At 63.5% G+C, this 25,703-nt stretch carries 26 protein-coding genes and 1 pseudogene; 16 read left to right on the top strand and 11 right to left on the bottom strand.

The annotated features are described in order from the left end of the window. Window positions 1-21: 21 nt before the first annotated feature. Window positions 22-918, top strand: a complete 897-nt coding sequence (gene map / locus Har1129_RS11705; RefSeq protein ID WP_151100814.1) for a type II methionyl aminopeptidase — start codon at window positions 22-24, stop codon at window positions 916-918. Window positions 919-1,117: 199 nt separating this feature from the next. Here the strand turns inward: map and Har1129_RS20975 are convergent, their stop codons facing one another. Continuing rightward, window positions 1,118-1,315, bottom strand: coding sequence for a hypothetical protein (locus Har1129_RS20975; protein ID WP_151100813.1), 198 nt, complete (start codon window positions 1,313-1,315; stop codon window positions 1,118-1,120). Window positions 1,316-1,558: 243 nt separating this feature from the next. Between Har1129_RS20975 and Har1129_RS11695 the strand changes: the two genes are divergently transcribed. From Har1129_RS11695 to Har1129_RS11680, 4 genes are all read left to right on the top strand, one after another. Beyond that, complete coding sequence (locus tag Har1129_RS11695) at window positions 1,559-2,095, top strand: HIT domain-containing protein (RefSeq protein ID WP_151100812.1); 537 nt, start codon at window positions 1,559-1,561, stop codon at window positions 2,093-2,095. 133 nt (window positions 2,096-2,228) lie between these two features. Continuing rightward, window positions 2,229-3,116: a Rieske 2Fe-2S domain-containing protein gene (locus Har1129_RS11690; RefSeq protein WP_151100811.1), complete on the top strand. Its 888-nt coding sequence runs from the start codon at window positions 2,229-2,231 to the stop codon at window positions 3,114-3,116. A 46-nt stretch (window positions 3,117-3,162) separates the two neighbouring features. After that, window positions 3,163-4,077, top strand: coding sequence for a cation diffusion facilitator family transporter (locus tag Har1129_RS11685; protein ID WP_151100810.1), 915 nt, complete (start codon window positions 3,163-3,165; stop codon window positions 4,075-4,077). Window positions 4,078-4,110: 33 nt separating this feature from the next. Then, window positions 4,111-4,497, top strand: a complete 387-nt coding sequence (locus Har1129_RS11680; RefSeq protein ID WP_151100809.1) for a DoxX family protein — start codon at window positions 4,111-4,113, stop codon at window positions 4,495-4,497. Between the two features lie 43 nt (window positions 4,498-4,540). Here the strand turns inward: Har1129_RS11680 and Har1129_RS11675 are convergent, their stop codons facing one another. After that, the gene (locus Har1129_RS11675; RefSeq protein WP_151100808.1) at window positions 4,541-5,824 is read right to left on the bottom strand and encodes a tRNA (N(6)-L-threonylcarbamoyladenosine(37)-C(2))-methylthiotransferase; all 1,284 of its coding nucleotides are present in this window, start codon (window positions 5,822-5,824) and stop codon (window positions 4,541-4,543) included. A gap of 50 nt (window positions 5,825-5,874) precedes the next feature. Next, window positions 5,875-6,579, bottom strand: a complete 705-nt coding sequence (gene deoC, locus Har1129_RS11670; RefSeq protein WP_151100807.1) for a deoxyribose-phosphate aldolase — start codon at window positions 6,577-6,579, stop codon at window positions 5,875-5,877. A gap of 162 nt (window positions 6,580-6,741) precedes the next feature. On the opposite strand from deoC, the gene Har1129_RS11665 reads away from it, so the two are divergent. Continuing rightward, complete coding sequence (locus Har1129_RS11665; RefSeq protein WP_151100806.1) at window positions 6,742-7,578, top strand: DUF63 family protein; 837 nt, start codon at window positions 6,742-6,744, stop codon at window positions 7,576-7,578. Between the two features lie 7 nt (window positions 7,579-7,585). On the opposite strand, the gene Har1129_RS11660 is transcribed toward Har1129_RS11665, so the two are convergent. Next, entirely contained in the window at window positions 7,586-7,999 is a 414-nt protein-coding gene (locus tag Har1129_RS11660; protein ID WP_151100805.1) for a hypothetical protein, read from the bottom strand. 357 nt (window positions 8,000-8,356) lie between these two features. Between Har1129_RS11660 and Har1129_RS11655 the strand changes: the two genes are divergently transcribed. Further along, the gene (locus Har1129_RS11655) at window positions 8,357-8,833 is read left to right on the top strand and encodes a hypothetical protein (RefSeq protein ID WP_225307809.1); all 477 of its coding nucleotides are present in this window, start codon (window positions 8,357-8,359) and stop codon (window positions 8,831-8,833) included. A 1-nt stretch (window position 8,834) separates the two neighbouring features. Here the strand turns inward: Har1129_RS11655 and Har1129_RS11650 are convergent, their stop codons facing one another. Beyond that, complete coding sequence (locus Har1129_RS11650) at window positions 8,835-9,056, bottom strand: hypothetical protein (protein WP_151100804.1); 222 nt, start codon at window positions 9,054-9,056, stop codon at window positions 8,835-8,837. Between the two features lie 86 nt (window positions 9,057-9,142). On the opposite strand from Har1129_RS11650, the gene Har1129_RS11645 reads away from it, so the two are divergent. After that, window positions 9,143-9,868 (top strand): nucleoside phosphorylase, encoded by a 726-nt coding sequence (locus Har1129_RS11645; protein WP_151100803.1) that lies wholly within the window; start codon window positions 9,143-9,145, stop codon window positions 9,866-9,868. Between the two features lie 113 nt (window positions 9,869-9,981). After that, window positions 9,982-11,495, top strand: a pseudogene (locus Har1129_RS11640) (HPP family protein). Here Har1129_RS11640 and Har1129_RS11635 read toward each other — a convergent pair. Then, a complete protein-coding gene (locus Har1129_RS11635) occupies window positions 11,492-12,700 on the bottom strand; it encodes an NAD-binding protein (RefSeq protein WP_151100802.1) in 1,209 nt (402 codons plus the stop codon). The pseudogene Har1129_RS11640 and the gene Har1129_RS11635 overlap by 4 nt on opposite strands. A 29-nt stretch (window positions 12,701-12,729) precedes the next feature. On the opposite strand from Har1129_RS11635, the gene Har1129_RS11630 reads away from it, so the two are divergent. The 3 genes from Har1129_RS11630 (at window position 12,730) to Har1129_RS11620 (ending at window position 16,214) form a co-directional block, all read left to right on the top strand. Next, window positions 12,730-14,010 carry a potassium channel family protein gene (locus Har1129_RS11630; RefSeq protein ID WP_151100801.1) on the top strand — a complete coding sequence of 427 codons (1,281 nt, stop codon included), beginning with the start codon at window positions 12,730-12,732 and terminating at the stop codon, window positions 14,008-14,010. Then, complete coding sequence (locus Har1129_RS11625; RefSeq protein WP_151100800.1) at window positions 14,007-15,821, top strand: TrkA C-terminal domain-containing protein; 1,815 nt, start codon at window positions 14,007-14,009, stop codon at window positions 15,819-15,821. The genes Har1129_RS11630 and Har1129_RS11625 overlap by 4 nt, the downstream gene beginning before the upstream one ends. A 114-nt stretch (window positions 15,822-15,935) precedes the next feature. After that, window positions 15,936-16,214, top strand: coding sequence for a ubiquitin-like small modifier protein 1 (locus Har1129_RS11620; protein ID WP_151100799.1), 279 nt, complete (start codon window positions 15,936-15,938; stop codon window positions 16,212-16,214). Between the two features lie 18 nt (window positions 16,215-16,232). Here Har1129_RS11620 and Har1129_RS11615 read toward each other — a convergent pair whose 3' ends face one another. The 3 genes from Har1129_RS11615 to gatD form a co-directional block, all read right to left on the bottom strand. Next, window positions 16,233-17,888 carry a histidine kinase N-terminal 7TM domain-containing protein gene (locus Har1129_RS11615; protein WP_151100798.1) on the bottom strand — a complete coding sequence of 552 codons (1,656 nt, stop codon included), beginning with the start codon at window positions 17,886-17,888 and terminating at the stop codon, window positions 16,233-16,235. Between the two features lie 51 nt (window positions 17,889-17,939). After that, window positions 17,940-18,830, bottom strand: coding sequence for a GNAT family N-acetyltransferase (locus Har1129_RS11610; RefSeq protein WP_151100797.1), 891 nt, complete (start codon window positions 18,828-18,830; stop codon window positions 17,940-17,942). Between the two features lie 89 nt (window positions 18,831-18,919). Then, on the bottom strand, window positions 18,920-20,167 hold the full coding sequence (gene gatD, locus Har1129_RS11605; protein ID WP_151100796.1) for a Glu-tRNA(Gln) amidotransferase subunit GatD: 1,248 nt from the start codon (window positions 20,165-20,167) through the stop codon (window positions 18,920-18,922). Window positions 20,168-20,360: 193 nt separating this feature from the next. Here gatD and Har1129_RS11600 point away from each other — a divergent pair, with 193 nt between their 5' ends. From Har1129_RS11600 to Har1129_RS11590, 4 genes are all read left to right on the top strand, one after another. Beyond that, window positions 20,361-20,960: a hypothetical protein gene (locus Har1129_RS11600; protein WP_151100795.1), complete on the top strand. Its 600-nt coding sequence runs from the start codon at window positions 20,361-20,363 to the stop codon at window positions 20,958-20,960. 73 nt (window positions 20,961-21,033) lie between these two features. Beyond that, a complete protein-coding gene (locus Har1129_RS20970; RefSeq protein ID WP_225307808.1) occupies window positions 21,034-21,270 on the top strand; it encodes a hypothetical protein in 237 nt (78 codons plus the stop codon). Next, window positions 21,267-21,542 carry a hypothetical protein gene (locus Har1129_RS20965; RefSeq protein ID WP_225307807.1) on the top strand — a complete coding sequence of 92 codons (276 nt, stop codon included), beginning with the start codon at window positions 21,267-21,269 and terminating at the stop codon, window positions 21,540-21,542. Before Har1129_RS20970 ends, Har1129_RS20965 begins: the two co-directional genes overlap by 4 nt. Before the next feature lie 434 nt (window positions 21,543-21,976). After that, on the top strand, window positions 21,977-23,542 hold the full coding sequence (locus Har1129_RS11590) for a Na+/H+ antiporter NhaC family protein (RefSeq protein WP_151100794.1): 1,566 nt from the start codon (window positions 21,977-21,979) through the stop codon (window positions 23,540-23,542). 30 nt (window positions 23,543-23,572) lie between these two features. Here the strand turns inward: Har1129_RS11590 and Har1129_RS11585 are convergent, their stop codons facing one another. Both Har1129_RS11585 and Har1129_RS11580 read right to left on the bottom strand, forming a co-directional pair. Then, window positions 23,573-24,220 (bottom strand): ArsR family transcriptional regulator, encoded by a 648-nt coding sequence (locus tag Har1129_RS11585; RefSeq protein ID WP_151100793.1) that lies wholly within the window; start codon window positions 24,218-24,220, stop codon window positions 23,573-23,575. 99 nt (window positions 24,221-24,319) lie between these two features. Next, window positions 24,320-25,678: a hypothetical protein gene (locus Har1129_RS11580; RefSeq protein ID WP_225307806.1), complete on the bottom strand. Its 1,359-nt coding sequence runs from the start codon at window positions 25,676-25,678 to the stop codon at window positions 24,320-24,322. Window positions 25,679-25,703: the final 25 nt, after the last annotated feature.

Raw genomic sequence — 25,703 nt, 5'->3', positions numbered from 1 at the left:
GCCACCGACTAACCGGCGTGCATGACTGACGTGGACTTCAATTCCGAGCAGTACGAGAAATGCCGCGAAGCGGGCGAGATTCTGGCACAGGTGCGCGACGAAGCGGCCGAACGCGTCGAGGTGGGCGTCTCCCATCTCGAAATCGCTCAGTGGGCCGAGGACAAGATTCGAGAGTTGGGGGGCAAGCCGGCGTTTCCGGTCAACATCTCCATCGACGAGGAGGCGGCCCACGCCACGCCCGAGCGCGACGACGATGCGACGTTCGGCGAGGAGATGGTCAACCTCGACATCGGTGTCCACGTCGACGGCTGGCTCGCCGATACCGCCGTGACAGTCGACCTCTCCGGGCAGGACGAACTCGCCGAAGCTCCCGCAGAGGCGCTGGACGCCGCGCTGGACGTTGCCGGCCCCGGCGTCGACGTGGGTCAGATCGGCGCAGCCGTCGAGGATGTCATCGAGGGGTACGGCTACAACCCCGTCGTGAACCTCACCGGCCACGGACTCGGTCACTGGGAGCAACACACCCAACCGAATATCCCGAACCGCGAGGTCGCACAGGGTGCGACGCTTGACGTGGGCGACGTGGTCGCTATCGAGCCGTTCGCCACCGACGGCCGCGGCAAGGTGCAGGAGGGTGCCGACGAGGAGATTTTTGCCCTCGAGCGGGAGGGGTCGGTCCGGAACCGACAGGCCCGACAGGTCCTCGAACAGATAACCGAGGAGTACCGGACGCTGCCGTTTGCCGCCCGCTGGCTGGACTCGCCCCGGGCAGAGATGGCGCTTCGTCGCCTGAAACAGCAGGACATCGTCCACGGCTACCCGGTGCTCAAGGAGCAGGACGGCGCGTACGTCAGCCAGAAGGAACACACCGTCATCATCACTGAGGACGGCTGTGAAGTGACGACGCGCTCGCGGTAATACGGCTACGAAACGACGAGCGACTGTTTTCAAGCACTGTCAGTGGCCTCCTCCGTGATCCGTATGAAAGGGTGGGGTGTGTGGGCCACGCAGTCAGAGACCGCGTGGCGTACGGAAACGGTGGGGTGGGGGGTGTGTGGGCCACGCAGTCAGAGACCGCGTGGCGTACGGAAACGATGGGGTGGGGGTGTGGGGATGGTCAGGCGTTGTTCATCCGCGTAGACGTGGTCGTGCCACAGATCTGACACTCACTGACCCGGTACGGTTCTCGGGAAAACGCCGCGTTTTCGCGTTTATCGGACTCTGTCTGTATCTGGACACGCACGCCGTGTGGTGTTTCACGGTCACACGTTGAACAGTGTTCAGCCATGTCAACGCCGTCGTTTATCGCTGCCATCCCAGTCAATACAAGACGGGTACACAGTATAAAAACCGCATTCCGTTCTGGTCTGTTTAGCACTGTTTATCGCCAGACGGCAGCCGTATTTTGGCAGTTACGGCTTCAGAGGAGCGGAAAATGTTTAATAACTCTCCTAAAGCTGCAGAAAGTGGTCTGTGGCCGTGAACGGCCAAAACCTTTATGAGGTGCTTCTGCGGCAATAGTCACGTCGCTTTTGCTGGTGGGTCGACAACTGGCGGTATGGACAAGGTGTTTGCGCCGTGGCGCATCGAGTGGGTCGAACGCGAGGAAGGCAACCCTGATGTCGACTGCGTGTTCTGTGCGTTTCAGGCACAAGACGACGACCGGGCGAACAACCTCGTGGCGCGAAGCGACCACGCCTTTGTCCTCCTGAACAACTACCCGTACAACCCCGGGCACGTGATGGTCATTCCCCACACCCACACCGGTGAGTACGGCGATCTCGACGACGAGACGCTGCTGGACCACGCCCGACTGAAACAGCGGACGTTCGACGCCCTCGAAACCGCGCTGTCCCCGGACGCGTTTAACGCCGGGCTGAACCTCGGTGGCTCCGCGGCCGGTGGCTCGATCGACGACCACCTCCATACTCACGTCGTCCCGCGGTGGAACGGCGACACCAATTTCATGCCGGTCATCAGCGACACGAAAGTCATCGTCGAAGCCGTCGAAGACACCTACGACCGACTCTACGCCGCCTTTGCGTCACAGGACGGAACGACCGTTCCCGACGACGGGGCTGTCCGAATCGAGTAACCTCGGCCGTCCCGGCCAACCCGTCTGAAATGTCGTCTTTTCACGTAGATCTGTGGTGAAACAGCCGATTTCCGCCAGCTGAAAAGCATCGGGTGGGCCTTTTTCAGTGGCCTCCAAACTGTCGCATGGTCCCATGACACAAGAGAGCCCTCCAAATCACGGTCCGCGTGATAAGTACCCATCCCCGTCCGGTCGCCGCCGCTTCGTTAAAGGACTGGTCGGCGCAGGTGCGCTGTCGGGAGTGACGACTGTCGGCGGCCTCGCAGTTGACTCGGCGACCGACCAAGGCGGTGTCGGTGGCGGTACCGTGTCCTATGTCGGCATCCGGAATATCGCTGGACCGGCGAACCGGCCGATGCCAATCGTCCCGCTGGAGATCTCTGATGGCGCACTTCGTGGCATGTGGCCGTCCGTCTCAGAAGTGACAGCGGGCGGTACTACCTTCCGTATCGCCAGCGGAGAGCTGGGTGGCGTGAGTTATTCCCAGCAGTGGTTCCAGTACTGCGGGCTTGAAACCGCCGCGGGACTCAAGCCAGACCCCGAGCGTGACGGCTTCCTCAGGTCAAAGGCGACATATAACTGGCAATCACAGCTGGACGACGGAGACAAACTCCGCGTCGAACACTTCGAGGACTACGAGTCGTGGGGAAACAACATCGGCAGCGACGGTCTCGGCAAGCCAGCGGTCGCCACTTGGCGCTCACAGGGCGAGGACGTCAAAGAGATTCAGGTGCAGGTGCTCCGGACACCCGCCGTCTCGAAGATGGTCGCCGGTGAAGACGAGTACAGCGACCTCGCCGGTGAGATCCGTGAGTTCTTGAACGCGGCCACTGACGAAGATTTCATCGCATGGGTGAACCGCTGTACGCACCTCTGCTGTAATCCCGGGTATAAAACGATGTCCGGGAGCGCGAAGTTCGAGGCCGCCGACAAGGTGTATTGTAACTGCCACCAGTCGGTATACGATCCGTTTTCGCCAACGACGGCGACCTTTGCGTCCCGGCCTCGGCCACAGGAGTAGCTCAGTGTCGAAGCGGCTTTGACGGCGGCCCGACAACGGGGGAGCAATGTCACGCCGCGCGACGCTCAGGCGGGTCGGCCTGCTCGTTCTCGGCGTCAACCTTCTCCTCGTGCTGCTGAAAGCCAGCGTCTGGCTCACCACCGGGAGCTTCGCCGTCCAGTCCGAGGCGGTCAACAGCGCCGCCGACACCGCCTACTCGCTGGTCATCGTTGCTGGGCTGTACCTGACGACGCGTCCGCCGGACTTCGAGCATCCCCACGGCCACGAACGCATCGAGCCGTTCGTCTCGCTGTTCGTCGCCGCGGGTATCTTCGCCGCTGGCGGTTTCGTCCTCTGGAATGCCGGAACTGCCCTGCTGAGCGGAAACATTTCGGTGACACAGGGTCCAGCCGCCGTCCTCGTGCTCGCGTTTTCGGCTGTCGCGAAGTACGCCCTCTATCGCTACTGTCTCCGTGCGGGCACAGACCGGAACTCCCCGGCGCTTATTGCGACGGCGAAGGACAATCGCAACGACATACTTACCGCGGGAGCGGCGCTGGTCGGTGTCGGCGGCGCGATGCTTGGCTACCCCATCGCCGACCCGCTGGCCGCACTCGTCGTCGCTATCGGTATCATTTACACCGGTATCGAAGTCGTACAGGAAAACGTCACCTATCTCGTCGGCGGCGCACCACCGGAGGACCTTCGTCGCGAAATCCTCCGCAGCGCGCTGGACCACCCACAGGTCCGCGGCGCACACGACGTTATCGCCCACTACGTCGGTCCTGAGATTGACGTGAGCCTCCACATCGAGGTGGAGGGCGACCTGACGCTGTTCGAGGCCCACGACATCGAGACGGCGGTCATCAAATCCATCGAGGAACTCCCGGAGGTCGACGACGCGTTCATCCACGTCGACCCGAAGGAACTCGGGGAGTGGAAAGACGACGAGGAAGTGGAACGGCTCGCCGACCTTGAGTGACGTTTTAATAGTTGCCGTGCCATGCAGTGGCATATGGGTGATGACTCATCACGGAGTCGGCTAGCGCTTGGACGACTGCTCTTTGGCCTCGGTGTGGCCCTCCAAGCTGCCGAGGACTTCCGGGACATGGAAGACGCTATCGAGTACGCTGAGTCGGCGGGTGTCCCCGCGCCAGAGTTGCTGGCCCCGCTGGCTTCGGGGATGATGCTGGTCGGCGGGCTGGGAACCGCGTTCTGGCGACTCCCGCGTCTCTCGACCGGCGCTGTCGCCACGTTCCTCGCCGTGGTGACTCCGACGATGCACGACTTCTGGAACGCCGATCCGGACGACCGGAGCGGCGAGCGCCTGGCCTTCTTCGGGAACCTCGCGATGTTCGGCGGGGCGTTAGCGTTCCTCCGTGAGGCCTACAGCGGCGACTGACGACTCAGTCGAACCCCACTGAAAACGTGAGCCGGCGACCCGTTTAGTCCGCCAACTGCGCCCGCTCGATTGGCTCGCCGAATGCGTACACGGTGTTGTGGCTCGTGATTTCTACGTCGACCGTGTCGCCGATTTCGAGGCCACGCTCTTGTGCGTCGGCGATGACGACCTGTCGGTAGGCCTCGTCGTAGCCCACCAGCGACTCGTCGGTGCCGTCCTCGACGAGCAACACAGAGGACGTGTGGCCGACCATCTCCTCGTAGGCCTCGGCCATCAGTTCCATCTTCGCCTCGCTCATCTCCTTCGAGCGGTCCTTCTTCGTCTGCCCGCCCAGACCCTTCATGTCGGCGGCGTCGGTCCCGGGCCGCTTCGAGAAGCGTGTGACGTTGATTTTCTCGGGGCGGGTCTCGCGCAGCAGCGCCATCGACTGCTCGTGGTCGGCCGACTCCTCCGTCGGGAAGCCGACAATGAAGTCCGTCGACAGCGTCCAGTAGTCCAGATACTCGTCCAGCGTCTCGACGACCTCCAGATACTCCGAAACGGCGTGCTGCCGGCGCATATCGGCCAGTACGTCGTCGCTGCCGGACTGGACCGGCGCGTGGATGAAGTTGTACAGTTCGTCGTGCTCGGCGAACACCGCTGCGAGTTCCTCACGGACGCCGTGGAGGCCCTTGGGGTTCGCCATACCGACACGGACTCGAAAGTCGCCGTCGATGTCGGTACAGATGCGGTCCAGTAGCTCCGGCAGCAGGCTCGTCCCTTGGTTCGTGTCCCAGCCGTAGACGCCCGTATCTTGACCTGTAATGCGGATTTCCTTTGCGCCGGCGTGGACGAGCGCGCGGGCCTTCTCGACGTTCTCCTCGACTGAGGGCGATTCGATTTTCCCGGTCGCCTGCTTGGTGATGCAGTAGGAGCAGTCGGACATACAGCCCCGGGCGATAGGGAGGATGCCGACGACGCCGTTGAGCACCGTTTCGGTGTCCGGCGTGATTGTCGGACACTCGCCGTTGAGGACGTACTGGGGCACGTCGTCCCAGTGAAGCACCTCGGCGTCGATGTCGGCACTCTGGAACTCCTCTCCCTGTGCGAGCGCCATGCAGCCCGTGATAACGAGGTCTGCCGGCGTTTCGTTATCGAGTTCTTTGGCCCGTGCGAGCATATTGCGTTCGGTCTTCTCAAGCACCGTACAGGTGTTGAGTATCGCCACGTCGGCGGACTCCGGCCCGTCGGCGGGGTGGTGCCCGCCCTCCCGGAGCGCCTGCTCGATCTGCTGGGTCTCACCTCTGTTCGAGGTGCACCCGTACGTCTCGATGTGATACCGGGCCATTCATCCAGATACTATCGCTAGGTCGGCAAAAGGGCGACGGATTGGTCCGGTCAGTAGCCGTCGGTCGTACCCGCGTCGTCCCGGTCTCTCTTCGGTTCGGGTGCGGCGTCACCCTCCGCCCTGCCCGTCGCGGCCTGCCATTCCTGAACGATGGTGTCGCCGCTGGAGGCCCCGATTCGTTCGGCTCCGGCCTCGAACATCGCCTCGGCGTCGGCCCACGACCCGACGCCGCCGCTGGCTTTCACCGGGAGGTATTTGCTGAGGATTTCCACGTCGTGAACCGTCGCGCCGCCCTCGCTGAACCCTGTCGCGGTCTTGAGATACGCCGCGTCGGCGTCGGCGACGAGCTGTCCGACCCGTTCGAGTTCAGCGTCGGTCAGCAACGGCGCTTCGACGATGACCTTCACGGGAACCGGGACGCTCGCGACGACCTCGGTGATGTGGTCCCGAACGGCGTCGTCCTCCTCGGCTTTGAGCAATCCTATGTTACACACCATATCCAGCTCGTCGGCCCCGGCGTCCCAAGCTAGCTTGGCCGCCTGACAGACACTATCTGTCTGACCTTGGCCGTGCGGGAAGTCGATGACGGCCGTGAGCGGGACGTTCGCGTATTCAGTCGCCAACGGAAGCGCCCACGGCGGGATACACGCTCGCATCCCGTACTGCAGTGCTTCGTCGAGGCAGGTTCGTATGTCGGCCGGTGTCGTCGTCGGTCCGAGGACCGTATGCTCGATCCGGTCTGGGACGTCGTCCATAGATGGGGTGACACGTGGTGTCTACGTAAAGACGGTGGGCCGCGGGCGGTGTGGTTCTCCTGTCTTTCCGTAATCGCTTCCCGATGGTCGCCGCCCGTCCTGATGGGCCCTCCGTCGGCCGCGTTCGGAAGTTTTTCCCACATCGGCGTCGGCGTGAGGGACATGGTACTGCCTTCGGGGTTAGCGCTCCCGCCGCTTGAGTACACCGTGGCGCTGCTTGCGGGCACGCTTGTGGTGACAGCGCTGTTGTACGCCCTCGAACCACCGATCGACCAGCGGACTGTGGTTGCGCTGACGCCGTGGATGGCACTCGGCGGCGCGCTCCACGCGTTCCACCAGCCGCCGATTGAGGCCTACCGGCCTGTGGTCGCGCCGCTGTTCGGCGCACCGGCGGTGTATCTCACGACGTTCGTCACGCTGGGCGTCGTCTGGATCACGCTGACGCTGTTCAGCGTCCGACGCGGCCACAGCGAGACGATATCACGCAATCTGGGGTACATCGGCATCGGACTCCTGACGGTGTTGCTCGTCATCGCCGTCGTGATGGCGCTTGAATCCGGTCTGCTGGGGCTCATCTGGCCCACCGTCGCGGTCGTCGTCGCAACTGTCGTCACCGCCGTGACAGTGCTCGCGGTCGCGCTGTGGCGAACGCCGGTCGTGGTTCGGATGCGCTATGCGGCCCCGACCGTCGTGTTCGCACATATGCTTGACGGCGTCTCGACGGCAGTCGGCGCTGACGTTATCGGCATCACTGAACGAACCCCAATTCCGGCCCGCATCATGGAGTTTGCCGGCACGCTCCCGACAGCCCCGTATCTCGGCAAAGGCTGGCTGTTCGTGTTCGTCAAACTGCTCGTCGCGATTGGGGTCGTCTTCCTGCTGGATGACTATCTCGAAGAGGACCCCGTCGAAGCAAGTCTTCTGCTCGCGTTCGTGACCGCTGTTGGCATCGGCCCGGCCACGAACAACATCGTCCTGTTCCTGTTCAGTCCGGTCTGAGGAGAACCTATTCTGCCAGCGAATCGTCGAGTCGTTCCTGCTGTTCCCGTTCGAGTCGTTGGCACCCGAACACGAGCGGCTCCGGAATGTCTATTGCGTTCGACTGCAGTGACTCGAACACGGCGGCTACCTCCTCGAACCGTGGTCCGCGACCGGCGACCAGTGGCTCTGTATCCCACGTAATGAAATCGTGGTCGGACAGCATCGGCAGGTGACAGTGGTACAGTTTCTGTCGCAGGACCTCCGGATCGCGCGGGACGTTGGGATTGACGGCACTCTCGGGGAGCGGGACCGTCTCGTCCGGGTGGGCATCCGACAACGCGATAATGAGCTGCCGCCGTGGCTCGGCCGTAACGGCCTTGAAAACCTCGTCCCAGCGCTTAATCACCCGCTTCCCGTTCTGATAGCGCTGTTGTGTCATAGTATAATTTATCGTAGATATTGAGATGACGGCATATATATTGTTGTGGTGTGATATATTGGGTGAATCGGTCCCCGAGTCCGGGCGTACCGGCCGGACCCGGAACGCTACAACAGTGCTGTTGAGCCGAGTTTGGTGACCTTGTGCTGCCATAGCGTGCTCTGCCGGAGACATGATACACTGCTGTCGTGACTGTCGCAGTGTAACCGCTACCGCTAGCGCGTTCCGTGATCTTTCTGGAGTCGCGTGTCCTCACAGCGCTCCCGCGTTATCGCACCGTTTCGCCGGAACTGGTGGTTCTTCTCTGATCCGATGGCATGACACAATGCTCATTGGCACCGCGAGCAAGGGAAACATGTGCTTGACTACCCCATCACCCAGTGGGCGTTCGCCTGTGTTGTCGCTGGCGCGGTTGTCGGCCTGTTGTTGAACATCCCGATGATGACACAGGACGAGGGGTACCTGCCGGCGCACGTCGCCGCGGCCGGACTCACCCGTGCCGACCCGGCCGCAGTGGGTCGCCCCCTCGCCGTCGCCGTGCACCACGGCACCGCCCTCGTCGCGGCGCTACTGTACGGCGCGGTCGTCGCAGGGCTCTCGTTCGTGCTTCCGACGGCAATCTCGCTCAACGGCGTCCCGCTGATACCCCATCTCCTCGGTGTTGCAGGCATCTCCGCGTTCATTTACTACTTTTTCGCTCGCATCGCCATGCCCCGCTTCGGCGGCAGCGTCCGCGACGACGCTGACGAGGTCATCCGACAGTGGGCACTCACGGCGTTTATCTTCGGCACGGCGCTCGCGCTGTTCGTCCCGGTGCTCGTCACATGGCTGTAAGCTACGTGTCCTCAACCCGCTTCGAGAGGTTTCTGTAGGCCCCGAGATACAGGAATACGCTGGCAAGCAGCGCGAACGGGACGACGAGGGTCCACGAGGGGCCGCCCGGCGTTCCCGCGCCGACGGTGTAGCCGGTCAGCAGTCCGAGGACGACGCCGGCGGCGATAGCGATACCCGCCGGCCCTCGCATTCGCCTGTCGAACAGCGAGATTTCGTCTGCCATATGTCCTCTCTCTCGGGGGTCCGCCCTCACTGTTGCGACCGACGGGAATCCACTGACTACTAAATAGTTCCGTCCGACTGGCCGGTATGGCGAAACAACCCCATCTACTCGTCGAACCGGGTGACCTGACAGACATCGCGCTCGTACCGGGCGACCCCGGGCGCGTCGACCGCATTGCAGGCCTCTGTGACGACCACGAGGTCGTCGCGGAGAACCGCGAGTACAAGCTCGTCAATGCGACCTACGACGGCCGCGAACTGACGATCTGCTCGACCGGTATCGGGTCGCCGTCGACGGCCATTGCTGTCGAGGAACTGGAAGCGGTCGGCGTCGAGACCCTCATCCGCGTTGGCACGACCGGCGCGCTTCAGGAAGGCATCGAAATCGGCGACATGGTCGTCGCTAACGGCGCAGCCAAGGACGAGGGAACGTCCCAGCGCTACGAATCCAAGTCTGTCCCGGCTGTCCCCGACTACGACGTGCTCTCGTCGCTAGTCGACGCCGCCGAGGCGAACGACGAAGACGTTCACGTCGGCCCCATCGCCACGGACGACGCCTTCTACGCGGAGACGGACGAGTACATCAACGACTGGGAAGACGCCGGTCTGCTCGCCGTCGAGATGGAGGCCGCCGCGCTGTTCTCGCTGTGTCGTCGCAAGGGCCTGCGCTCGGGCGCTATCTGTACCGTCGACGGGAACCTCGTCGAGGGGACACAGAAGGGCGAAACCGAAGACGAGGAGCTCCCCGAGAAAGCCAAGAACAACGTCGAGCGCGCCATCGAAATCAGTCTGACAGCGACCACGTCGCTGTAGGCGTCGGGACTGTCGGACTTCAACGGCCCGTCGGGCTGGCGGACCCGTGTGAGCGAGCGGTCGCGCCGCTTCCCGGCGGAGGGCTTAACAGACCATCTCCCCTGCAAAACGGTATGCTCGACCAGTTCCGGAAGCGACTCCACGCGGCGGCCAGACGACTCCGGCGGGTCGAGCGCCGCGAACTACAGGACTTCAGGCGGTGGGCCGAGGTAACCGAAAACCTCGTCCACCTCTCGATGCTGGTGTTCGTCCCGCTGGCTATCGTGTTGGTGACGACGCTGGCGAACGCTGTTCCACAGCTGAGTTTCCTGCTGTTCCCGCCGCTTGCAGCGGGGTCGTACACGCTCTTTGTCGACCCGACGAGCAAGTACGCCGACCCGAAGCGGTTCGTCGCGGGACTCACCATCGGTGCGGTCTGTGGGCTGGGCGCACTCGCCGTCTCGAACAGCTATCTCATGGCCCCGGGCGGCCAGTTCGGCGTCAGCGCGCTCGGTGCCGGCCTCGCCGTCTTCGCGACTGGCGTGGTCACTGGCCACTCGACATCGAGGAGCCGTCGTCGTACTCTACCGCCCTGCTGGCGCTGCTGGTCGAACCGAACCAGCGGGCGGTGTTCGTCGCTAGCATCTTCCTCGCCAGTTCGCTCGTGGCAGCCCTCTTTGTTGTCTGGCGCGAGGAGTTCTACGAGCAGCGGGCGACATACCTCTACGAGTCGATGTCGGGCGACGACCACGTTCTCGTCCCAATGCGCGGCGACTCAGCGGGGCAGACCGCAATGCTGGGCGCGCGGCTCGCCGCCGCCCATGAGGCCGGGAAAGTCGTCCTGCTGGACATGGTTTCAGACAGCAACACCACCACGACCCAGCAGTCGCTCACGCGGGACACGATACAGCTGGATATCCGGTCGGAGAACGGGTCGGACTCGCCATCGGCACAGACTCGTCCTGTCGCCGACGGCGGTGACCCAGCAAACGCGTCGGTGTCGCCCGACCAGACGGACCTCGAAGCGGAGATCGACTGGCTTGAGACCCACGCCGACCGAATCGAGACGCGGACTGGTGTCTCCTGTCAGGTCGTCGTCGCAAGTGACGACGGGTCACCGGCGAAAACGACGCTGCAGACCGCAACCGAAACGAACTGCGACCTTATCGTCGCGCCCTATGAGAGTCAACACGGAGCGCTGACGCCGTATCTACAGCGGTTGTTCCGCAGCAAGAGCGACATCGTCGTCCATCGGTCACGGAGCGACCGGACCCGCTGGAAGCACGTCATTGTCCCCGTGCGGTCTGTCAGCGATGTGGCCCACAACATGGTCGATTTCGCCACGCGACTGGCCGGTCGGAGCGGGCGGGTCGCTGTCGCGACCTGCATCGGCTCTCGTGGAGACCGCCGCCGGGCAGAGGAGATGCTCGCGGACCTCATCGACCCGTACGAGGGTGCGTTCGAGACACGGGTCCCCCGGACGGACATCCAGACGTTCCTGTCCGATACCGCTCCGCAGTACGACCTTGTCATGATTGGGGCGAGCCGCGACCGGAGCAAGGCGTCACGGTTCATCTCGCCGCCGACGTTCGAACGACTGGAAAACGTGGAAACGGACGTCGCTATCGTCGACCGCGGCCGAGCCTAGATATCTGCGTCGTCCTCGTCGCGCACGTCGAGCAGGTGGTCGGCGATGTTCTCCATCCCTTCTCGGCCCAGCGCGGACTGGACGATGAGATGGCCACCGAGTACTGCCGGGCTGATGACCGTGTCCGCGCCAGCCCGGCGGAGCTTCTCGATGTTCTCGCGGTCGGTCGCCGCGGCGACGATGTTGACCTCTGGGTTGAGTGTCTGTGCCGTCAGGATGCCCAAGGCGTCCTGTGCATCGTCGTTTGTCGCCGCGACGACTGCGGCTGCGTCCTCGATACCGGCCCGTAGCATCGGTTCTTCGTCGCTCGGGTCCGCGGTCAAGACGGCGATGTCCCGTTGCTGGAGTTGCGTGGCCGTCTCCGTGTCTGGAGTGATGACCACGAACTCTATCGCGCCGGTCAGTTCCTCGATAATCGGTTCCGTCAGGTCGCCGTGGCCGAGCACCAGTACGTGGTTCTCGAGCAGGTCCAGTTGTGCGTCAGTCATGTTTCCGAGTGCCTCCGAAAGCCGCTTTTCGATTGCCGGGCCCAGCAGCGACCCCAGCGCGATGGCGAAACTGGCTGTCCCGAGGACAACCACCGACATACCGAACAGTTTCGCCTGCTGGCTCTGTGGGGTTACATCGCCGTACCCGACGGTACTGGCCGTCACGAGCGTGTAGTAGAACGCGTCGGTCACCGTCGAGAGGTTGGCGAACTCGTCCCGGAGCGCGTACGAGCCCGCCGTCCCGTACATGAGCGAACCGAGGAGCGCAGCGCCCGCGGCCAGTTGCGCCGTCGAGAGGTCGATCGGGCGGTCGAACCGGCGCCGGTTCAGCAGCATCGTCGGGAGCGAGACTATCGAGAGGACGACGAGCGGAGCCGAAACCGTCGAACTCGGCACGGTGCCGACGAGCGGGAGCGACACTGCTGAACTCTGTACGAGGCCTTGGACTGCCGCGACGGGAAGCAAGACCACGGTCGCGTACCACGCGACCCGCAGCCGACGGCGGAGCCCGATGACACTGACAAGTAGCGTAAACCCCGTGAGCGCACCGGTGAATCCGGCGGTCCGCTGGATGCTCGGCGGGATGAGGTCCCCGAGCGGCCCGCTAATGGACACGGCGCTGATGTTGACAACCCCGGTAATAAACGACAGCACCGCCACTATCACCGGCAGGAGAATGGTCGCCCGCGCCCCGAGCCAGTCCCGTGGTCTGTCCATACCCATCCAGATTACAGCGGTCGGTGTAAATGTACTGTCCGCGGGCCGGAAGCGATTTACTACCGGCCACGCAGGATGTGGACATGGCTTCGCTCCCGGTCGAGGTGTTGATGGGGATCTATCTGGGGCTATTGGTGGGAGTGATCCCGGCGCTCGTATCGTGGGCGCTGGGGTTCAGTTTCAAGTATTTCACCGGCATTACCGTGCCGGGGTTCGGTGTCGTCGTGCTGGCAATCGCGCTTGCCGGCGTCAGCGGCGGCCTCATGGCACTGGCGGACAAGTCGATTACGCAGGCTCCCAACGCCGAGCGAATCATCACCGCAATCGTTCTCGTCGGGATGGTGTCGCTGTACGCACACAGCAAGGGTGACCAGCTCGGCGCGGAGTTCCCGAAGCGCCTCTCGCTGAAGGGGCTGCGCGAGAAGAAACTCTCTTCGGACGTGGTCGAATTCGTCGGCGGCCGCGACGAGGTCCGTCTCCGCGTTGTCGGCGATGTGGCCGACATGGAGGGGTATCCCCCGCTGTCGGAGTCACTTCGGGCCGAAATTCGGAGTGAGGAGTGGCGGTTTCCGGCCGACCTCCGTATCGGCGAACTCGAACGGCGGATGGAGGAGCGCCTGAAATCGGAGTTCGATCTCGGCGATGCCGCCGTCTCAATCGACGAGCAGGGACGAGCGACGGTCGTCGCTGCGCCCCCGTTTTCGGGCCTGTCGAAGCGCGTGGGCGACAACCGCCACGGCGTCTCGGTGGACGCGCTGTTGCCGACCGGTCTCGCCCGCAACGACGAGGTGACGGTGCTGACTGCGGACGCACAGGTCCGAGGGACCGTCGTCAGTGCCCGGTCGACCCCGTCGGTCGACGAGACGCCCGCTGAGACGCCGACAGAACCGGAGATAGCCGACGCCGAGACGCCCCCGACGCCGGTTCAGGCACCGACGACCGACGGCGGTGAGGGCCGACTCACGGTCGCTGTGACCCGGACGGACGTACAACCGCTCTTGCGGTCGGTCCAGCCAAAGGTCGTGGTTGAACCCCGCGGGACACACCGGGAGTACGAACTCGTCTCCCTGCTCCGCCGGGCCGGAAGCCGATTTCGGCGACTTACGGTCCGCGCCGACGGCCCGCTGGACGGGACGACGCTCAGGGACGCCCACGTTCGGGAGGCCTACGACGTTGCCGTCGTCGCTATCCGGACGCCGGACGGCTGGCAGGTCGCGCCACGCGGCGACGCGACCGTCGAGGCCGGCGACGAACTGTACGCGATTGGCCGCCGCGCCGACCTCGATGCCTTCGCGGAGGCGGTCGCATGACGCCGCTCGGTCCGACACTATTCGCACAGGTCGGGGCGAACCTGCAACTGGGAACGGTGCCGCGGGCACTGGTCGAGGGCGTTGTCTGGCTCCTCGCCATCGCGATTCTCGCCGCGACGCCGGCGGGCGCTATCGCCGTCTTCTACCGCTGGTACGTCCGTGAACGGATTCAGACCGGGTTGGCGCTCCTGTTCGGACTGACTGCGGTCGTCCTCGTTATCGGCGCGACAACTGCGCTCAGTGAGGTCATCCTCGGCGACGAGGACGTGCTGGCGGCCGGCGCAGTCCTGTTGAATATCGCCGCGTTCCTCGCTGGCGGCGTTGGGGCCTACGGTGGGATGCGCGTCGGGGACCGACTGGGCGTCGACCTCTTTGCCGCGACCGGCGGCCGGAACATCGACGCCGACGTGAGCGAGATCGTCCAGACTGTCGGCCGCGTCACGTCCGTTCGCCTTCCCGAGGACATCGACGACATCATCGGCTACGACCCGATGCCAGACGAGACCAAAGAGACCCTCGCGGACCGGCGGTTCCTCTTCCCACGGCGGCTGACGAAAGACGAACTCAGGGACCGGCTGGTCGTCCGGCTCAAGACCGACTACGGCGTCGGCCACGTAGACGTCGAACTGGCCGACGACGGGACCGTCGACTACCTCGCGATTGGCTCGCGAGCGGCCGGTATCGGCCCGACGCTACCGCCCTCGACGAATGCCGTCGCTATTCAGGCCGATCCGGCTCATGCTGCGAGTGCCGGCGATCTGGTTCAGGTCTGGGAGCAATCGCCAGCGAAACGCGTGCTCACCGGCGAACTCCGTGGCGTTGCTGACGACGTAGTAACGGTCGCTATCGACGCCGCCGACACGCCGAAACTCGACCCGGAAACGCAGTACAAGCTTGTCACGCTCCCGGTTCAGGACCGTTCCGACCGGGAGTTCGCGTCGCTGCTCCGGGCAGCCGACGAGACGATGGGCACTGCCACTGTCGAACCGGGGAGCACGCTCGACGGCGCACCGGTCGGCAGTCTGGCGGTCTCGGTGGTCGCGATCACCCGCGACGACACAGCGCCGGAGACGATTCCGTCCCGCGAGCGCGTCCTCGCGGCCGGTGACACGATCTACGCAATCGCCACCCCGGACGCGTTGCGGCGACTGGAACAAGCCACGGAGGGGACAGGCGAAACGGCTACGACAGCGGCTGTGACGGATGAGTCGGAAGACAGCACTGGCGACGAAGATGGCCAGTCAGCGTCGTCCAACTCTGCTGACCCGAACGACCAGACCGATGGGACGGCGGGGACAGGAGTAGCGGCCGATACGACTGCTGCTGATGCCGATACCAACGACAGCGCGGGTGACGTCGACCCAGTCGGGACTGAGACCGACGCCGACGCGGACACAGCCACGGCTGACAGCGCCACTGTCGATGGAGCGACTGACACCGCCGCTGAGGATGGGCCGGCTGCTACTACTGCTGACGCTGATCTGGCTGATATTGACGCTGACGACAGCACGACCGAGACCGGCGACGAGTCTCCGGACGACGACCCACTGGAGTCACTTCGGAACGCTGCTGTGGAGGACACAAGCACCGATCTGACTGCGGATGAATCGTTTGACGACCTGCCGGCGGACGACGGCGACGATACCGTCGAGGTGTGGGACCCCGAAGAGCGGATCGGGGAGGTGGACGAAGAGCCTGCTGCCGACGAAGTCGACGGCAGCGACTCGGCGGATTCCGACGCGCCGGGTGCGGACGGAGACAGCGTAGACGACGAACCGACCGCTGGCGACGAGTCGGAGAACCCAAACTGAGTGGGGGTATCGTACTGCCAGACGTACGCCGTCGCAGACTGTCCGTCTCCCGCCCGCCTGAACGGCCACACCGCGGTCCGGAACCCTCTTTTGCCGGACGCTCGGAGTACGGGTATGGAGTGGAAACTGTTCGCACACCTCCGAGACGTGGCCGACGGCCAGTCGGTCAGCGTCGATATCGAGGGAGACGCCACGGTCGAAACGGCGCTCGATTCGCTGCTCGCGGCGCGACCGGCGCTCGCCGAGGAGGTGCTCGACGAGAACGAGGAGTTGGCCGACCACATCCGGGTGCTCGTCGACGGTGAAGACCCGTTCGCCGCTGGCGAGGGACTGGCGACAACAGTCGATGCGGAGACGGAACTCGCGTTGTTCCCGCCGGTTAGCGGCGGTTGATGCGGACTGTTGGTCAGGTTATTTTTCCAGTGGCCCCGCCACTGTCACGTTTGAGATAACGATGCGAACGCCGTCCTGATACGCAGTGTCGAGCGTCACGTCCCAGCCGTGGGTCCGGGCGAGCATCCGCAGGTTCGGGAGGGTCATCCCCGCTTCGGCGTCCGGCATCGCGCCGCCGTACTCGAAAAAGGCCTCCGAGGCTGTCTCGCCCGCTGGGGTCCCGTCGTCGGTGATGACGATCTCGTCGGCTTCCCGTTCGACGGTGACCGTCGACGCGCCGTTGTGGGCTGCGAACGTGAACCCGCTCTCGAAGAGATCCCGCAGGCGGGTCGGATCGGCGATGACCGCTCCATCTACGTCAGCCGCCATCGTGAGACCGTCGGTGTCGGCGCGTTCCCAGGCTCCGTCGACGACTGGCTGGAGGTCGACGGCCGTCGTTTCGTCGATTGTCTGCCCGTGTCGAGCCAGCGTCGCGAGTCCATCGACGATTTCGGACATCCGATCGGCTGTCTCAGACGTTGACTGGAGGGAATCTTTTGCCAGACTGACGTTGCCCCGATTCAGGGCGTCACCGGCGACGGAGACACGGCCGGTGATTATCTGCAGCGTGTTCAACAGCTCGTGTCTGATTGCGGTGGCGAACCCCTCCAACTGCTCGTTCTGTCGATCAAGCTCGCGTCGTCGCTGCTCGCTTTCGGTTACATCGGTGAACACGAGCATCCGACCGATATCGACCTGTCCAAGCGAAAACGAGGTATCGCTGACGAGGTAGTACTCTGTCCCGCCGTCCCGGTTCCGTTCGAGAATCTGCTCGTCCGTTTGCAGTATCTCTGTGACGGCCGGCAACACCGCCTCAAGCTGCTGTCCGCGGCTCCTAGACAGCGCGGGGAAGAGCCGCTGTGCCTCACCGTTGGACTCCTTGATCTGGTGCCCATCATCGAGGTACACCACTGCCTCGTCGACGCCATCGGTCAACTGCACGGCGAGAAACGCCTCGTCGTACACGTAGAGGACACCGAACGCGAACAGTGCGACACCGAGCGGTTCGTGATTGATGTCGAGCAGGATGTCGCTGACGAACCCGACGATATCGAGCACTGCCGGAATCGCCGTGATACCGACAAGAACGCCGAGTGGACGGGTGTCGTAGTCGGCCTCGAGGAACAGTTCGAACAGCATGAAGAAGCCGACGGTGACGAGCGCGTAGGAGAGCCCTGTCACCACCCAGTGAAACACGCCGTGTGTGATCGCCAAGTGTGGGAACGGATCAGAGACGAACTGCGTGGCGAAGTAGAGCCCGTGAAGCGGATTCGTCAGCTTCACTGTCACGATAGCGAGGTACACGCTGACGGCGACGACGCGATATAGTCGGTTCCGGTGGAAGGCCCGCCCGGTGTATGCCGAGCAGAAGTATAGCCACGCCCCGACCGTCGCCAGACCGATGATGAGGCTGCCGAGGTAGAACGCGTAGCCAAGTGTTCCGGGCGTGATCAGGAAGCCGAGTTCCAGCGCCGCCCAGCCGCCGCTACAGAGGAGAAGCCCGACCATCCCGCGGCGGGTATCGGGATCTTCCATACGAGTCGCTCTGTAGAGCCCGACACCGCAGCCGACTGCTGCGAGACCGTATGCCACGACATATAAGAGAAATGCTGGTGAACTCCCAACCAGATTCATCTACTATCGGTATGGCTGGCATCTGAATGAGTGTTATGTCCGCGTTATCGGTTATGATAACTCACCGATCCCGTCAATCTCGAACACGTAGTCCGGACACTCGCTAATGTCTCCGCCGGCGTACGCGGCTTGGGCCACGTGGCGCGGTGTCTCGGGGATAAGGACCCGTGTCCCGTCGACGCCGAGCGTCGCCGCATCGGCGGCTATCGCAGTGAATAACGCCCGTGCGGCGTCGACATCGCTCCACACCCCGACCGCGTACTCCGCGAGTCGTTCGCCGTCAGATTCGGTCGTCCGGACACGACACGCCATTCCTCGTGGCTTATCGCCGACGGTCAGGACCGCCTGCTTGGTCGCTAAACTGTCGAGTGTCGCCCGTGTCAGCGTCGAGAGCGCCCAGCTCTCCCCGCTATCGAGCGCAAGGCCGGACAGTACGTCTCGGCCGTCGCTTTCCTGCCAACAGCGCCACGCTGTGGCGGGGTCGTTCCCGACACTCATCTCAGGCGTCTCGTCCGCCGGATCTGGGTGTACCCAGCGGAACGACGTGACCGCTTCGAAGCCGGTCGCCAGCGACTGGCCGAGGCCGGCCTCGTTCCAAGAAAACACCATGCTCCGACCGACTGACGCACCGGCGTCGGCCGCCCAGTCGATGAGGTGGTCGGTTAACAGCGACCCGAACCCCTTCCCTCGGTGGTCCGAGTCGACGCGCATCCCTTGGAACCACGCCTCGGTCTCGGTGAGCATGACGGCCTGAGCGAGGCCGACAGCGTGGCCGTCACCCTCGACGACGAGGGTTTTCCGGTCCGCGCCGTCGGCGTCGACCCAGTCGTGGAACACGTCGGGGATGTAATCGGCCATCGTACGGTCGGCCCAGACGTCGCTGGTCAGTTCGACAATGTCGTCGTAGTCGTCGTGACGAGCCGTCCGAACAGTCGGCGACATGCGGGCAGGCTCTCTCGCGACAGTAAAAAAGGGTCGCTTCGATGCGCCGGGCCCGACCCGTCACGCGCAGGCTACCACACCGCTCGGTGCTACAGCCACGGCGTCGAGCGCTGCTGAATCTCGCCGGCTAGAGGCTCCTGCATAGTGTCGGCAACGTCGTCGCTGTTTGCCAGCGCCCACATGAGCTTCACCTTCGCGGTACCGGGGAGCATATCTTCGCCCTCGATGACGCCGGCGTCGAGCAGGTCCCGGCCGGTGTCGTAGACGCGGTCACAGACCCGCCCTTCGAGACACTGGCTGGTCATGACCAGCGGGATATCCAGTTCCTCGATAGTCTCGATCCAGTCGGTGTTGACGTGGCCCAGTCCCGTTCCCTCGATGACGATGCCATCGCTGTCCTCAGCGGCGGCTTTCAGCAGCGACGGGTCCATCCCGGGGGAGAACTTCAGGAGTTCCACGTCGGTCTCGATGTCGTCGTGCAGCGCCAGATCGGCGGCGTCCCGCTCGGCGTACTCCCGGCGGAACGTCACCGTGCTCTCGCCGTCGATGTCGTAATCGACCTCGCCAAGCGGTTTCGCGCCGATGGTCTCGAAGGCGTCCCGACGCGAGGTGTGGTTCTTCCGGACGCGAGTGCCGCGGTGGAGCGCACAGCGGTCGTCGGACTCGTGGGCGTGCATACAGACCAGCACTTCCGCGCAGTCGCTCGTGGCGGCCTCGACTGCTGAGACGGCGTTCATCACGTTGTCCGAGGACGGGCGGTCCGCCGAGCGCTGACTCCCCGTAAACACGATGGGGACCGGCGTATCGAGCATGAACGACAGCGCCGACGCGGAGTACTGCATCGTGTCGGTGCCGTGCATGACGACGATGCCGTCCGCCCCGGCCTCGATTTCCTCGTGGACTGCCTTCGCGAGGTCCTGCCAGACCGCCGGGGTCATGTTCTCCGAGAGGATGTTGGCGACGACGCGGCCGCGGTAGTTCGCCATGCCGGCGAGGTCCGGCACCGCCCGCAGTACGTCCTCGGCATCGAACTGGGCCGTCACTGCCCCGGTCCGGTAGTCGATTGTCGAGGCGATGGTTCCGCCAGTGGAGATAAGCGAGACTGTCGGGAGGTCGTCGTCGAACTCGATTTCCGATGTCCCCTGTTCGTCCTGTGCGCTCTCGACGTCGTACACGTCCGACTCAAGCACGTCGACGGATGCGCCCTCACGGTCGATACCGACGTTGTACCCGCCGTCGAGTTTAACGACAAGGTGGTCGGGCGTACTCGACGGGAGCACCACGCCCTCGTAGGTCTGGGCCGCGCGCTCGACGCGGACCCGGTCGCCTGCGTTCATGCGCGGCACTTTCCGCCGGTGGGACTTGAACCCACTCGTTTCGGCGAGCGATCTCGGCCACACGCTGGACCTGCCACCCGGTCGGCGGGTGGTGTCCGCCGCGGTTCCGGTCCGGGACATTGACATCCGTTACTGTGAACTGCAAACGGTACCAGACCACAATGTTATCCCACTCGACATTCTCCTAACAAGTATGGCAGACAACAAGAACGGCCGCGAAGCCCAGGCCCAAAACGAGGAGCGCCGCCAGCGGGAGCGCGCTATCGCTGAGGAGCTTGAGCGCGCGGACGAACCCGAGCCGCCGGTCGACCCGACGGAACTCGCGTATTTCGAGACAGAACTCGAAGTGCTCGAATTCCCGGCAACAGCGGCTGACGTGGTCGCTACGGTTGGCGACCACGAGATCGAGTCCGTCGCCGGAACGTACACTGTCGCAGACCTCCTGCCTGATGCGGAGGTCGAGTCCTTCGAGTCGCCGGCCGAAGTCCGGACGCGAGTCCAGCGGCCGACGGTAGCGGGGGCGATGAAACGCGTTGTGGAGGCCGCCGCCGAACACCAGAGCGCGTCCTTTGGCGCCTCACAGCGGGACGGCTACGAGCGGACGTTCCGGGAACTGCGGGCTATCGATGCGGATGACGACGATGAGGGCATTCGGGCTATCGCTGATTGGATTATCGAGCGCATCCACGAGCAGGAGAAGCCCCCCGGGTCTCGTGACGTACGCCGACAGGCGGCGAAGTTCTGCCGGTCGAACGGCTACTCGGTTCGCAACGACGAGTGGCTGGGTATCTGAGCGACACGCCGCTATCTCTCGGACTGCCGGCGGACCCCACAAGGACCATACTACTTGCGGCCCCACACTCTGTATGGCCGAACGAACCGAGGAACGGACCCGCGACGCGGACACGCAGTCGGACGGTGACCTCGGCGTCGATGTCGGCACGACAGCGTCGGTAGAGACGGACGGTACTGTCGGGGAATCGCGCGGCGCGGAGTCGTCTGCCGCCGAGGCGTCAACGACAGAGTCCGGGAGCTACTTTTCGCTCCGGGCGCTGCTGTTCGCTTTCGGTGCGGTCGGTGGCGGAATGGTCCTCGGCGGGTGATACCGCTCGTACCGTTCACGGAACTGGTCGGCATCCTGCTTGGCGGGTTCGTCTACGGACTGCTCGCCAGCGAGCGCCGATACGTCGAACTGGGGCTGGCGGGCGGTGTCAGCGGCGGTGCGACGGCCGTTCTGTCCCTCCTCCCACAGCTCGCTGCGGGGTTGAATGGGACCCGGCTGTTTGCTATCGCCGGCGGTGTCGGCCTCGTGCTCGCGCTCGTCGGCCATTACTTCGGCCGTGACCTCCGTAGCGGGCTGACGAAAGACTTGTAGCTCCTCCGACGACTGATGCCGGTCAGTGCCGCGATCAGACTTGCCGGACCTGTTGCACTGTCTTTCAGGGCCTTGTCAGCTAACTTGAAGTATTTCATACTGTGGGCTGGACGGCTGTCAAGAACTATGCCATCCCGGAGTGGCACATATCTTACAATAGGTACGGTCGACAGTAGCAGTCGAACACACTCTGTTACTGTCTTCTGCTGACACTCTCGTTTGCGGGAGGGACAGACCGCCTCCGGTTTCAACGTCAACGGTTTTATCGTCCGTTATTGATTGTCTACGTCTCGCCGAATAACGATAGAATAGAAGCATCCGTCCAAAATATAAATACTAATATGACCATATGATTCTTCTATTCGTGTTTCATACACGATATCTTGAGTTAGTAATTCTTATAACGCTCGTATGTAAACCCCGGAACAGAACGTATGGCACCAGAGACATACGGGCTTATCAGCCTGTTTCCGGCGATGCTCGCGATTGTACTGACGCTGTTCACTCGCCAAGTACTCCTCTCGCTGTTTGCAGGCATCTGGATCGGCGCGACGGTGCTCGTCGGCTGGAATCCGGCCGCTGGAGCCACTCGGAGCCTCCAGTTCGTCGTCGATAACGTGACTGAGCCGTTCAACGTCAAGCTGCTACTGTTCACGTTCCTCATCGGGGCAATGCTGGGGATGATCTTCCTCTCCGGCGGGATGAGTGCGCTGGCGTCACAGATGGTCAAGCGTATTCGGACCCGCCGGCAGGCGGCGCTTGGGACCTCACTACTGGGGATGACTATCTTCGTCGACTCGTACGCTTCGACGATGATTACCGGGTCGGTCATGCGCCCGATCACCGATAAGTTCGACATCAGTCGCGAGAAGTTGGCGTACATCCTCGACTCCACTACTTCACCGACCGCGTCGATATCAGTCGTCTCGACGTGGCTCGGGTTCGAGGTCGGACTCATCGCTGAGCAACTGACCACAATCGGGGTGGACCGAAGCGCGTTCCTGCTGTTCCTCGAATCGATTCCCTATCGGTTCTACAGTCTGCTTGCACTTGCGATGGTCTTCATCGTCGTCATCGCAGACATGGACTTCGGCCCGATGGCGAAGGCCGAACGCAGAGCCAGAGAGGAGGGGAAAGTCCTCGGCGACAACGCGGACCCGCTGATGGAGACACAGGAGGACGATATCGTGACGCCCGACCACGTCGACCCGCGGTGGTGGTACTTCGCCGCGCCAATCGCGGCACTCGTTGGCGTGACCGGCTTCTCGCTGTATTACTCCGGTGGTGGGTTCGCTGGCCGAAGTCTCACAGACGCGCTGTCGAATGCGGCCACCGCAGATGCCATCGTCTGGGCCTCGTTCTCGGCCTGTCTGGTTATCCTGACAATTCTGGTCGGACACGCACGGATCGCGGTCGACGAAGTGAGCGACGCCATCTTCGAGGGGTTCAAAATGGTGATGTTCCCCGTCGCGGTGCTCTCGCTTGCGTGGTCCATCGGTGCCGTGAGTCAGGCGCTCGGCGTCGGCCCCTACGTCGTCGCTATCAGTGAGGGGATTATCACGGCCGAGATGCTGCCCGCCATTATCTTCCTCAGCGCGGTCATTATCAGCTTCAGCATCGGCACATCTTGGGGAACGATGGGCATCCTGTTCCCTGTCGCGATACCGCTCGGACACGCGCTCGGCGCGCCGCTGGCTCCGGCCATCGCTGCGATTCTGACCGGTGCGCTGTTTGGTGACCACTGCTCGCCGATCTCAGATACCACGGTGATGTCGAGCATGTTCGCCGCAAGCGACCACGTCGACCACGTGAACACCCAAATTCCCTACGCAGTGCTGGCTGGCATCGTCGCAACCGGGCTGTTCCTGCTGGCCGGCTACGGCGTTTCGGCGTACATTGCGCTCCCTATCGGACTGGTCGCTGTCGGGTCTGTGACGTACCTGCTCTCAGAACAGTTGTCGGTCGAGGTTCCGAGTTCGTACGGTTCGAAAGCGGACTGAGACGGTCCACTTTCTGAAACACCGGCCTGCTCAGACGATTTCCCAGCCGTCGTCGGTCCGTTCGACCACATCGTCCTCCGCAAGCCGAGTGAGCGCTTCCTCGACGATTTCCGGCGGAGCCTCAATCTCTCGGGCCAGCGCCGGAACGGTATCGGTACCGTTTGCGAGTCCGCTGACCAGCTCTGCGTACAGTCGTCCGTCGCCGTTCTCGAAGCCGGAATCGATCCGGTCCCGTACGTCGGTCATGCGGGCTTGCACCCATCGCTGGGCCAGCGACAGTTCGTTCTCTAGCTGCTGGAGATGCTCCAGTTCGCGCGCCAAGTCGTGAAAGTCCCCATCGGATGTGGACCCCACGTCTATCGAGAGATGGCGACAGGAGGGCATCTCGAACTCGGGATTTGCCGGATAGGCGCTCTTGGTACCGAACTCGTATGGCGAGACACGGACCTCCAGACGGAGATTTCGGGCAATCGAGAAGTACTTCCGGCGTTGGTCGTCCGTCCGGGAACCGATGAGCCCGGCGTCTTCGAGCTTCTGGAGGTGGTCGATGACTGCTTTCGGGCTGACACCGATGTATTCGCTGATTTCCGTGACGTAGCAGGGTTTGTGAGCGAGTAGTTTGAGAATCCGCCGGCGGTTGGCGTTTCCAAGGAGATTGAGTAACTCGGCGGAGTCCATCGAACGTAGGTAGCGGGTCACGGTTCAAAAGCATGACTCTCGTCGGGTGGTTTGCTGGTGAGTCCCTCGAGAAGCTACTGGGTGGGCCTACGCCTCGCTCTATGCGCCGCTGTTCCCGCTACCCTGATTGCCGCCGCCGTTTCCTCGGTCGCTGCCCTGACCGTTTCCGTTGCTGTTTCCTTGGTTGTCGCCGCCGTCGTCCTCTTGGTCGTTTCCGTCGCTGTTTCCTTGATTGTCGCCGCCGTCGTTCTCTTGGTCGTTTCCGTCGCTGTTTCCTTGATTGTCGCCGCCGTCGTTCTCTTGGTCGTTTCCGTCGCTGTTTCCTTGATTGTCGCCGCCGTCGTTCTCTTGGTCGTTTCCGTCGCTGTTTCCTTGATTGTCACCGCTGTCGTCCTCTTGATCACTGCTCTGGTCGTTTCCGTCGCTGTTTCCTTGGTTGTCGCCGCCGTCGTTTCCTTGCGCGCCCCCGTTATCGTTTCCCTCGTCGCTGGCCCCGTCGTTTGCGGTGTCGCTGTCGCCGTCTGTACCACCGTTGGAATCTTTCGTCTCGGATGAACTGTCGGACTCGTCGTTGCCTGCGGCGTCACCGGACTCGCCGGCGCTGGACGCGTCGTCTGAACCAACATCGTCATCGCTGTCGCTCTCGTCCCCGTTACTGTCATCGGCACCGGACGCTCCACGATCTCCGTTATCCTTGCCCCGTTCTGTACTCCTGTCAGCGCCGTTTCCCTCGCCCTCGCCCGCGTTGTCGGAGTTTCCGCTTTCCCCGTCGTTACCCCCGTCAACGGGTGGGTCTCCGTCGGTTTCGTTTCCCTGCTGTCCGGGGGCGTCATCAGGTGGTCCTCGTTCGCTCTCGTTGGCCCCAACGTCGTCCGGTGGTCCCTGCTGATCGGGGCCGGCGCTTTCCGGTGGGCCGGCGCTCTCCGGTGGGCCGGCGATACCGCGAGCAATCGATGCGACCTGTTGACCGGAAAGCTTACTGGCGTTCTGTTTCAGCTGCTCCAGTGCGGTGTCGTTCACACCGGTCTGTTTGGCAGCCGTGTCGGTGTCGTTAATCGCGGTCTGCAGGCCTGCGATCTCCGCAGTGAGCCGGCTCTGCTGAGCCACGTAGGCCTGCGACCCCTTCTCGTATCGCTGTTCGAGCGTGGCGTTGCGCTCCTGTAGCCGCTCAAGTCGGTGTTCGAGCGAGCCCGCTCGCTTCGTGACTAGCTCGGCCCGTTCGGTTCCGTTCGATTGGTTGTATGCCGACCGCCACATCCCGTTCTTGACCGTGTCGTTCGCGGCGGCAGCGTTCGACTGAAGGAACGCCGTTAGTTGCGTTCCCATCCCGCTAGCAGAGTTGTTCTGCGTGGCCACTGTCTCCGTCGCGGTCTCCTGCGCTGTCACGGCCGGGAGGCCGACAGCGACAGTCCCGAGGATGACCAGCATTGTGAGGAGCGTGGCCTGACGTGGGCTCATTCCTATCCCTACTTCTGCCCTCCCA

It is taken from the genome of Haloarcula sp. CBA1129 (assembly GCF_008729015.1).
In the GTDB taxonomy this organism is placed as follows: Archaea; Halobacteriota; Halobacteria; order Halobacteriales; family Haloarculaceae; genus Haloarcula.
The sequence above is the reverse complement of the archived record's forward strand: the minus strand, read 5'-3'. Positions and strand labels throughout refer to the sequence as shown.